Raw genomic sequence first — 10,548 nt, forward strand, 5'->3', positions numbered from 1 at the left:
TATAAGGTCTATAAAAGGGCGAAGAGATATGGTGTCATCTGCATTTTTAAGATTTCTATATTTTCGTTTTTAGAAAGCGGAAAACAGGGAAATTCCAAATCCCACTCGGCATCTTCTCTTTGTAATGTTCCAGTAATATTTTGAATTTTTTGTTTGAAATCGTTGAAAATGTTTTTTTTAAGAGAAATATTGTGAGGAAGTATAGAATTTATAAGATAAGGTTCTATGTATTTCATTCGCTGCATTGCATTATCAATAAAGAACTTAATACCGGGGAGAGATTGAATGTCATTTCTAAAGAAGCCGACCATTATTTGAGAAAGTTGCATAGCAGTTACTCCCATCACATCATTAAAACCCGTTCGGGAATCAATGAGTATAACATCGGGTTGAAAAGTATCTTGGATATCTTGGATAACTTCCGTAAAAGTGTTCATAATGGCATCTTGGTTTACAAGGTTTATCCTTGCAAGGGCTTCTAAATAATGGTTCATATCATATTGAAGAAAATCTTTGGAAGGGTTTTGAAAGTCACTTTTAAGATTTCCTGCAGGCATTATTTTGATAGAACCCTTTTTTCCATCTAAAAAATCATTTTTAATAAATGTATTATCTACTTCCCAAGTATATCTTTCTAAATATTCTTTACTTGTGAGTTTTGTTTTTTTATCAAAGATATATTCTATAAGTCCATTTCTTTGATTTTCTTCGTTTGGGTATTTGAGAAAAAAATTTGTAAACCCTGGTGCCTCAAAGTCTGCATCAATAATAAACACTTTTAATCTTTTTTTGAAGGCAAGATGGAGTGCAAAAAAAGCAAGAGTAGTAGAACGTCCCATTCCTCCTTTATAACTATAAAAAGTAACTATAGGGCAAGAATCATTTTTTCTTTCAAACCGCACCTTATCAACGGGCTTATTGAGAAACGTATTAAAACGCCTTCGTCCATATTCTATATGAATATTTCCATTATTGGTTGCTTCAGAAAATATATCTTTGTAAAAATCATCTTCCTCCACATCGGATTCGTATAAAAAAGAAATTTCCGCAGAAGGATAGATTTCTAATATTTCGTCCTCTATTTTTTTTACATTTTCATCTGTTTCATTTTTTTTTTCTATGAGAATATACACATAAAAATTTTCATTCCCCCGCAAAAATATCTTGTGTTTTTTAACACTTCTTTGATAGATATCCTTTTGGAATATTCTATCTATCTCTGAACATTTTTCAAAAAGCTTTACCATTAATATTGTTTATTTACTGTTCTATAAATCTCTTCTATTGTTTTAAATGCTTTTTTTATACTCATTGTGTTTATATTCTTTTCTGTATAGTCCGTTTCATAACGTATATTTGCGTTCCAATTTTTTAACAAAGAATTACATCTTATTGGGTTTAGAAAATTAAAATTTGCTCCTTCCTCACCTTCATCGCACTTTTGAGCTATTTCTTCTATTTTATGATTATATTTTATTACTTCTTTAATTGCTTTTTGCTCGGTCATAGAATTATTCATTTTTCTCTCCACTAGGCAATGTTTCAAGATACATTCTACAATATATCCCGAAATATAGTAGATATTATATCAAATTTGTACTCTTTTATTATCATCTTTTATGGCATCTATATTTTTGAGTGCGTAGTCACAAAAATTATAGTGTTTTTCTGCTGCTTTTTTAAAATATGTGGATTGCGGCATAATCTCTCTTGTGTTATATTTTTTTTAGATATATTCCTCTCCTTTACTGAACATTTTTTGGGATATGATTCACTTATTTCTATTTCCTGTGATATTTGTCTTGCTGAAATATTTAGGTTTATAGAGATATATTAACATTATTCTTTTTTCAACGAAATTCACGTAAATAACCCCAACATTAGGAAGTATTTATCATTTTATGTAGGTATTATTTTTACAAGTTTCATTGAAATGAAAAAAAAATTGAACACATGTCAAAAATAAGCAAAATAAATATGATGTGATTATTTTATTTTTTACTAATCTAAATGTTATTAAGAGCGTTTTTATTTTTTTAATTTCACAAAAGACACAAATAAAAAAATCTTAACTCATAATTATAGTGATTTTGAAGTCAATATTTACTCTTTTTTTTCATTATACCTTTCATAAGAGGTTCCTGTTTGGGTATGGTGTATAATTGTATGGGGGTATTGTTGGTTATTTCTGTCTATATCTGCCATTCTTTGACTTGGGTCTATTTCTATGGAAATAATTTTTTTGAGTGGCTTTGGTATAATAAAGGTATAATAAGAATGTGTCCAGTTCCATTGAATTAAAACATTTCTTTTCAAAAACGTGTTTTCGTTTTCTTTTATACCACGCATAAGATCAAGAGGGATATAAAATGCTTCTTCTGTTCCCCCTTCATACTTTACTAGAATATCTATGGGCATTGGCATTTTTCCAATTCTTTCTAATATGACTTGCGTGGTAGTATCTTGAGTTTCTACATATTTTATTCCATAATCTATGGTATTGATAGAATTAACAAAATGTTGGTAATACCAATCTAATTGTATATCCGATGTTTTTTCCATAATATTAAGATAATCTGCGGGAGTGGGATGTTTATATTTCCAAGTATTAAAATATTTCAAAAGCCCTTTTTTGAGTTTATTTTCTCCTATTATATAACCAAGTTGATGCTCAAAGATAGCCCCTTTAGCGTAGGCATTTATAGAATAGGCAAAATTAGTAGAGTAGTGGTCACTGTGAGTAATCATGCTTTCCTGTTTATTGCTCGCTACCAATGCAAAATAGCTTTTGTAGGCAGCTTCTAATGGGTTTATATACGAAGCTTTATCAAGAGAATCAAATAAAAAATGCTCTGTAAAAACAGTTGCATACTCTGTAAATCCTTCATCCATCCAAGGATAAAGCGATTCATTCGTAGCCAATAATCCTTGATACCAACTGTGTGCCGCCTCGTGAATAGCTACTTCTATGAGTGACCTGTATTTTCTATTACCCGTAATAAGGGTAGACATAGGATATTCCATTCCTCCATCTCCTCCTTGAATAACGGAAAAAACGGGATATGAGTATTCTCCAAAATGTGTATTCAGATAAGAAAATGCTTTAGGAAAGTCCACTTGGAGTTTTTTCCAATTTTTTATAATAGCGGTGTCGGATTTATAAAAAAAATGAAAAGTAGGTAAATTGGGAGGGGTTACTACATCGTGAATATAATGAGGATCTGCTGCCCACATAAAGTCATGCACATTTTTTGCTTCAAACTTCCAAAGAAGTTTTGCTTGAGAATTTTTTTTATTCACAAGAGAATTTTCAATATATCCTTTTCCTACTTCTGTTGCATTTTGCAAGACACCCGAAGCGGCTACTACATAATTAGAATCTATTAAGATACGAACGGAAAAATTACCCCAAACACCATAAAATTCTCGTGCAACATAAGGGTCTGTATGCCATCCCATATGGTCATATTCCGCTATTTTAGGATACCACTGACTTACAGAATAAGCTACGTTTTCACTGCTGTTTCTCCCCGAACGTCTTATTTGTAAAGGAATCTGTGCTTCAAATTCTAATGTAAAGAATGTCTTATTTTTGGGAGCAATAGGTGAATGAAGTTCTACCTCTAAAATTGTTCCATCTACAAAATATTCTACCGCTTGTCTGTTTTGTTTGAGAGCAATAATTTTCTCATACCCTTGCTCTTCGGGTTTCAGATGGAGTATTCTCTCGCCAACCCTTCTATCGGGATCGGAAATAGTTCGGGAACGAATATCCATCATACTTCCAGGTTGAAATGCATTGAGGTAGAGATGAAAAAATACTTTCTTTAAGGTATCGGGCGAATTATTATAATACCATACTATTTCATTTCCTTTCATTCTATGTGTGTTTACATCCATATCCACATCTATGGTGTATTCTACTTTTTGCTGCCAATAATTACTTTGTCCATATATACTTATAGGGCATAACAACATTACTATAAGAATAGTTCTCATTTTTGTCATTTGATTTGTTATTTATTTTGATTTATAAATTTTTTATTAAATACATTATTCTATTTTTATCAAAAAATAAGATTTGTAATTACCATTATATTAATTTTGTAATTACCATTATATTAATAAAAAGTAACTTTTCGGATGTTAATATAGTTTAATAATAAATAGAGATTGAAAGGTTTGAGTGGTAAGTTATGAAAAATAATAATTTTATATTATTTTTTTGATTTATGGAGTAAATTCTTATTGTTTTTGTATCAAAAAAATGTAGATATTTTAGTATAATAGAAAAAATTATTACAAATTCCATATAATGTAAAATACATAATTACAAATAGCTTTTTGTATCTTTCATTATAAAAGAAAAAATCCAGAAAGGGTGGGATGATTATAGCAATATATATACTCGCAATAATTAAACCTATTCGGAATTACAGTCATACCATTCATAATTCTTTGTGAACTTTGTGGTATGTTTTTTTATTGTTATACAAAAGATACAAAGATAGTCGTAGATAAATATTGATATTATGAGTTAAACAAGATTTTAAAAAAATAAAATATTATTACTATACAATAAAGATTCTACTTTGAAAAGTCACTTTTGATACCATTTATAATTTTATACCTATTTGATTACCAATAGGGTTTAAAACTCAATAGTTTTGTAAAAAAGATTTTTTGTAGTGGACTCGATAAACAAAAATTTACATATATACACTTTATTTATACAAATACATCTTATTTATATGAAACAAAACATATTCTTTTTTTTCTTTTTATATTTATCTTGGAGCGTCTTTGCACAACAAAGCTCTACAAAAGTTATGATGGTAAGACCGGCAAATTTTGGATATAACATACAAACTGCCCAAAGTAACGCTTTTCAACATATGCCAACAGAAGCAGATTCTTTAGTTCAACAAAAAGCTTTAGTTGAATTTGACAATGCGGTGAGCGTACTAAAAGAAAAAGGTGTAGATGTTTTTGTGGTAGAAGACACTCAAACACCTATTAAACCGGATGCTATTTTTCCAAACAATTGGATAAGTTTTAATCCCGATGGAAGAATTTTTGTCTATCCAATGTTATCTACTAATAGAAGGGAAGAAAAAAGGATAGAAATTATTAAAGATTTTTATAAAACGACTCAGATACCTGAAATTATTGATTGGAGCAAATACGAAAATAATAATCAATATTTAGAAGGCACAGGAAGTGTAGTTTTTGACCATCTCAATAAAATTCTTTTTGCTTGTATTTCACCACGAACCAATAGCGATTTAGTAACCCTTTTAGCAAATACTCTTCATTATAAAGCCGTTATTTTTAATGCTATAGACGAAAATAAAAAAGAAATTTATCATACCAATGTAATGATGTGTATAGGCAGCAATTTTGCGGTTGTTTGCTCGGAGAGTATTGCAAACAAAAAAGAAAGAGAAATAGTTTTAAAAAACTTACGAGTAGGTAATAAGAAAATTATAAAAATTAGCTTAGAGCAGATGAAAAATTTTTTAGGAAATATGTTAGAGGTAAAAACGAAACAAGGAAAAACTCTGATTGTCTTATCTCAAACCGCTTTCAATAGATTGCAAGAAGTACAAAAAGTCACTCTCAGTAAATTTGGAGAATTAACACCCATTAATATTCCTACCATTGAAAAAGTAGGTGGAGGTAGCGCAAGGTGTATGATTGCTCAAATCCTGCGGGAGTAAATTATTTGATTAACTACAGTAAGTTGTTTGTTTTATTAGAGACGCTTATTTGTACGTGTTTTATTTATCAAATGCTACTCAGTATTTCTTTAAAAGAGAGTTTGCGTAGTGAATTTATAACCTTCATTTTTAATTCTGTATCAATTACATGGAAAAATTAGACCGCACTACTGCCCCTAAATTTCAATTACCGACTTCTGTTTCTTTTCAAAAAGTAGAATCTACTTTTATTGGTAACGGTATTCCTGTGCATATTCTCAATATGGGAGAAACAAAAATATGCCGAGTAGAAATTTTATTTTGCAGCGGAAAATGGTACGAACCAAAGCCAGGGGTCGCTTACCTCTGCTCTGAAATGCTCTTATCGGGAACAAAAAAACTTTCTTCGGAGGAAATTAATAATCATTTGGACTTCTATGGTGCTTTTACAGAGGTGACAAATGGTTTTGATTTTATTACTTTTACCCTCTATTGCCAGCCGAAATATTTACCAAAGATTATCCCATTTCTCACTGATGTTTTTTTAGAATGCTCTTTTCCCGAAGAAGAATTAGAGTTACAAAAAAGAATTACTATTCAAAATATAGTATTGCAAAAGAAACAAACACGTTCTTTATCCAACAATGGTTTTCGTCAAGTGCTTTTTTCTGATGCACACCCATACGGATCTACATTGACAGAAGAACAAGTGCTATCTGTGAGCAGAGAAGATTTGCTTCAGTATCATTTAAAAAATCTTTTTGCAGAAATGACTCTCTTTATTTCGGGAAATGTTTCTCCATCAGAGGAAAAAGAAATTACTACTCCTTTTGAAAAATGGAAGTATTTTCGTAATAAAACGACTTCTTATTCCTATTCTCCTACAAGTTCTCTTCGGCATATAATACCATTGGAAAATACGGTGCAATCTTCTCTCAAAATGGGACACTACTGTATACAAAAGAACCACCATGAGTTTATTACATTAACTATTGTAAATGAGATATTGGGAGGGTATTTTGGGAGTCGCCTTATGAAAAATATAAGAGAGAAACAAGGGCTTACTTATGGAATCCATTCTTCTTTTGTGCATCTGAAACAAGAATCTTATTGGTTTTTATACTCAGATATACATAAAGAATCTGTTCTGTTTGCGGTAGAAGAAATATTAAAAGAGATGCGAATACTCAAAACGAATCCTGTTTCTAAAGAAGAAATGGATTTGGTTTGTAATTATATGAAGGGAAGTTTTTTATCGAGCTTAAATACTCCCTTTCAGCTGATGGATAAGTTCAAAAATATCAATATATATGGATTAGATTATGGTTACTATGATGAATTTTATGCTACTTTGCAACATATTTCTGCGGAAGACATACTGTATATGTCTCAAAAATATCTGCAAGAAGAGACATGGATACAAGTAATAGCGGGAGGTATATAACAACTTTTATTTTCAAAAGACAAAAACAATCAAATAATGAAAACATATTTATCAGACATCCAAAGCCCTTTGGATTTGAAAGAAGTGCCGAAAGAATTGTTGTCTACAATCTGTGAAGAATTACGGCAATTTATCATTCATAATGTTTCCCAATATGGGGGGCATTTTGGTGCGAACTTAGGAACAATTGAGTTGACAGTCGCATTACATTACGTTTTTAATACCCCTTATGATTTGCTTGTTTGGGACGTGGGGCATCAGGCATACGGGCATAAAATACTCACGGGAAGACGAGATGTTTTTCATACCAATAGAATTTACAAAGGTATTTCTGGATTCCCAAAAAGAAAAGAAAGCGAATATGATGCCTTTGGGGTGGGACATAGTTCTACTTCTCTGTCGGCGGCATTAGGAATGGCAATTGCTTCCAAATATAAAAAAGAATTTGAAAGACAACATATAGCTGTTATTGGAGATGGGGCTTTAACTGCAGGAATGGCTTTTGAGGCAATGAATCATACAGGGGTTTCAGATTCTAATTTGACTATTATTCTCAATGATAACTGTATGTCCATAGATCCTAATGTAGGAGCATTAAAAAATTATCTCTTGGATATCAGTACTTCTCAAACGTACAATAAAATAAAAGAAGATGTATGGAATACTTTGGGAAAATTCAAAAAAATAGGGGAAAATACGAGAGACTTTATCACCAAAGTAGAAACCAGTATAAAAGGGCTTATCCTTCAAAGAAGTAATTATTTTGAATCTCTCAATATTAGATATTTTGGACCTATAAATGGACACGATGTTCTGCATTTGGTAGATATTTTTAACGATATAAAATCTATTAATGGTCCTAAAATACTTCATTGCATTACAGTAAAAGGAAAAGGATATGGGGTAGCCGAACAAAACCAAACTGTATGGCATGCGCCTGGAAAATTTGATAAAATTACAGGTGTGATTCATAAAAAAATATTTGATACCCCACAACCACCAAAATATCAAGATGTATTTGGGCATACCATAATAGAATTAGCAAGAGAAAACGAAAAAATAGTTGCTATTACTCCTGCTATGCCATCGGGTTCTTCCCTCAATCTTATGATGAAAGAGTTTCCTGATAGATGTTTTGACGTTGGAATAGCAGAACAGCATGCGGTCACGTTCTCTGCGGGTTTAGCAACACAGGGACTTATTCCTTTTTGTAATATCTACAGCAGTTTTATGCAGAGAGGATATGACCAAGTGATTCACGATGTGTGTTTACAAAATCTTCCCGTGATTTTTTGTTTAGATAGAGCAGGACTTGTAGGAGAAGACGGACCAACTCACCATGGAAACTATGATATTGCCTATATGCGATGCATACCAAATATAATTGTAGCCGCTCCCATGAACGAAGAAGAGTTACGAAATATGATGTATACAGCTACTTTTATCAAAAATTCCGCATTCAGTATTCGTTATCCAAGAGGTCAAGGCGTAATGCCCGAATGGAAAACGCCAATCCAATTATTAGAAATAGGAAAAGGAAGATGTATAAGAGAGGGCAAAGATATTGCTTTTGTGAGCATAGGAACAGCAGGCAACACTATAAGAAAGGTATGTGTAATGCTCCAAAAAGAAAATATTTCTGTGGGACATTATGATATGAGATTTGTAAAACCAATAGATACAGAAATGCTCTCTCTCATATTTTCTCAATATAAATATATTATTACGGTTGAAGATGGGTGTTTGCCAGGGGGCTTTGGCAGTGCGGTATTAGAAGTTCTTGCTGAAATGGATTACACATGCAAAGTGACAAGATTAGGAATCCCCGATAGGATAGTAGAACACGGGGAACCTGAACAATTGCATTTTGAATGCGGTTTTGATACTCAAAAAATATACGAAACAGCTCAAAAAATATATGCAAGTATTCCCAAACCTACTTGATACACCTTACAACATATAGTATATTATATAATTATAAATACATTTAAAAAACGAAAATGATTTGGGAGAGATTCTAAAAATTCAAATTCTAAAAACTGTTTCCCTTAAAAATCAATAATTACCAACATTTTTTTCGAAGAAATCAATTTTTAGAACCCACCATAAGAGACGATGAAATATATAATTGGCACCATTTTGTGTGCTTTCTTTTTTCAAAAATGCATTCCTAACAAGGAGGATGAGGAACAGATAATTCCTGAGGAGAAAATGGTATCTATCTTTGTGGAAATATATATATTGGAAACGCTGATTGATGAAATGAAATTAACCGAAGAGCAGCAAAAACAAGTATATCAAGAAAAAGAACTCAAAATACTTAAAAAATATAAGACAGATACCAAAATATATAACAGAAGTTATAAGTATTATTTAGAGCATCAGGATAAACTAAAAAATATTTATACGCATCTATTAGATAGTTTGAATCTGTATAGAAATGCTTCTTCAAAGCGAAGTATTTTGGAATAGGGGTTATATGTTTTTTCCTAGAGGTGATATATTGAGATATTTTCTAATCTCGCCTTCTATTTTACCACAGGTGATAAGAAATGGTTTATCGGTAATCTGAAAAAGAATGGAGTTATTATTTACTATATAAGTACCTCTTACCGCTCCTATGGGGGTGTGGATGAAGAAGTTCCCGTTCTGATTGCTTCCCGTAAAGCTCCCTCCCATTTTTTCTATTACTGTTTTTGCTCTTCCTAATAGAGCATCCGTCTCTTCATAAAAATTAATACTAAAGCTACAATTTTCCATATTTTATTTGAAAGGAATTTATAAAAATTACAATATTTTGATACACAATTATTTTTGAAATTATTATGAGGATGATTCTGTATTATCGTCGTCAAAGTATATTTTTTTCTGTTCTCCTCTTGCGTAATGGTTTATTATTCTGTTAATCTGATAGGATTTATTGATAAATGTATGGACGCTTTCCTCAAATATTTGATTGATTTGCAACTCTACTTCTAAAACTTCCCCTTTGGCAAAAGATTCTCCTCGGTCTATTCGTGTATAAAAATGAGGACCATTAATTATTGCGGAAATTTTATTACCTCTATAATAGAAGTCCCATTTTAAATTTTCCTCAAAAGCAACACGAACAATATTGAGACGAGTTATTTCAATTGTATACTTTTTGTTTTTATCGATATGTTCAGATTTCAGTGTCATATCTTTAAAATCTGATTTCTCTACTCGTATATATGGATTTTCTTTTTTGTCAGTAATTTCAAACGCAGTAATTGCGGGGTCGTTATCCAGCACATCAAAGTTTTGAGAAAGAGCGTCATTTATGGTAACATTTGTTTCATAGATATTATAGATGTCACTATTGATATTGAGAGTAGTATTATTGTGAATGGTAATTCTTGTTATGCTTCCTTCCTTCCTTCCTTC

Annotated in this window: 9 protein-coding genes; 4 read left to right on the forward strand and 5 right to left on the reverse strand. The window is 31.2% G+C overall.

Annotation, left to right across the window (positions count from 1 at the left end; genetic code table 11):
* Positions 1-8: 8 nt before the first annotated feature.
* The 3 genes from QM536_07225 to QM536_07235 form a co-directional block, all read right to left on the reverse strand.
* Positions 9-1,247: an AAA family ATPase gene (locus tag QM536_07225; GenBank protein MDI9356794.1), complete on the reverse strand. Its 1,239-nt coding sequence runs from the start codon at positions 1,245-1,247 to the stop codon at positions 9-11.
* Entirely contained in the window at positions 1,247-1,507 is a 261-nt protein-coding gene (locus tag QM536_07230; GenBank protein ID MDI9356795.1) for a hypothetical protein, read from the reverse strand. Before QM536_07230 ends, QM536_07225 begins: the two co-directional genes overlap by 1 nt.
* 596 nt (positions 1,508-2,103) lie before the next feature.
* Entirely contained in the window at positions 2,104-4,008 is a 1,905-nt protein-coding gene (locus QM536_07235; GenBank protein MDI9356796.1) for a M1 family metallopeptidase, read from the reverse strand.
* Between the two features lie 743 nt (positions 4,009-4,751).
* Here QM536_07235 and QM536_07240 point away from each other — a divergent pair.
* The 4 genes from QM536_07240 to QM536_07255 all read left to right on the forward strand — a co-directional run bounded on the left by QM536_07240 (position 4,752) and on the right by QM536_07255 (position 9,615).
* On the forward strand, positions 4,752-5,720 hold the full coding sequence (locus tag QM536_07240) for an arginine deiminase-related protein (GenBank protein ID MDI9356797.1): 969 nt from the start codon (positions 4,752-4,754) through the stop codon (positions 5,718-5,720).
* Between the two features lie 148 nt (positions 5,721-5,868).
* Positions 5,869-7,143, forward strand: coding sequence for a pitrilysin family protein (locus QM536_07245; GenBank protein ID MDI9356798.1), 1,275 nt, complete (start codon positions 5,869-5,871; stop codon positions 7,141-7,143).
* 36 nt (positions 7,144-7,179) lie between these two features.
* Entirely contained in the window at positions 7,180-9,087 is a 1,908-nt protein-coding gene (gene dxs, locus QM536_07250) for a 1-deoxy-D-xylulose-5-phosphate synthase (protein MDI9356799.1), read from the forward strand.
* A gap of 171 nt (positions 9,088-9,258) precedes the next feature.
* Complete coding sequence (locus QM536_07255; protein MDI9356800.1) at positions 9,259-9,615, forward strand: DUF4296 domain-containing protein; 357 nt, start codon at positions 9,259-9,261, stop codon at positions 9,613-9,615.
* A 3-nt stretch (positions 9,616-9,618) separates the two neighbouring features.
* Here QM536_07255 and QM536_07260 read toward each other — a convergent pair whose 3' ends face one another.
* Both QM536_07260 and QM536_07265 read right to left on the reverse strand, forming a co-directional pair.
* Positions 9,619-9,903: a hypothetical protein gene (locus QM536_07260; protein MDI9356801.1), complete on the reverse strand. Its 285-nt coding sequence runs from the start codon at positions 9,901-9,903 to the stop codon at positions 9,619-9,621.
* 63 nt (positions 9,904-9,966) lie between these two features.
* On the reverse strand, positions 9,967-10,548 hold a 582-nt coding region (locus tag QM536_07265), incomplete at its 5' end, for a hypothetical protein (protein MDI9356802.1).

It is taken from the genome of Chitinophagaceae bacterium, assembly GCA_030053935.1.
Classification (GTDB): Bacteria; Bacteroidota; Bacteroidia; order Cytophagales; family JASGCU01; genus JASGCU01.

Bases quoted from the DNA above. Each gene is read 5' to 3' on its own strand.
- QM536_07260 (MDI9356801.1), bottom strand. From the start codon at position 9,903: ATGGAAAATTGTAGCTTTAGTATTAATTTTTATGAAGAGACGGATGCT.
- QM536_07255 (MDI9356800.1), top strand. From the start codon at position 9,259: ATGAAATATATAATTGGCACCATTTTGTGTGCTTTCTTTTTTCAAAAA.
- QM536_07225 (MDI9356794.1), bottom strand. From the start codon at position 1,247: ATGGTAAAGCTTTTTGAAAAATGTTCAGAGATAGATAGAATATTCCAA.
- QM536_07245 (MDI9356798.1), top strand. From the start codon at position 5,869: ATGGAAAAATTAGACCGCACTACTGCCCCTAAATTTCAATTACCGACT.
- dxs (MDI9356799.1), top strand. From the start codon at position 7,180: ATGAAAACATATTTATCAGACATCCAAAGCCCTTTGGATTTGAAAGAA.
- QM536_07235 (MDI9356796.1), bottom strand. From the start codon at position 4,008: ATGACAAAAATGAGAACTATTCTTATAGTAATGTTGTTATGCCCTATA.
- QM536_07230 (MDI9356795.1), bottom strand. From the start codon at position 1,507: ATGACCGAGCAAAAAGCAATTAAAGAAGTAATAAAATATAATCATAAA.
- QM536_07240 (MDI9356797.1), top strand. From the start codon at position 4,752: ATGAAACAAAACATATTCTTTTTTTTCTTTTTATATTTATCTTGGAGC.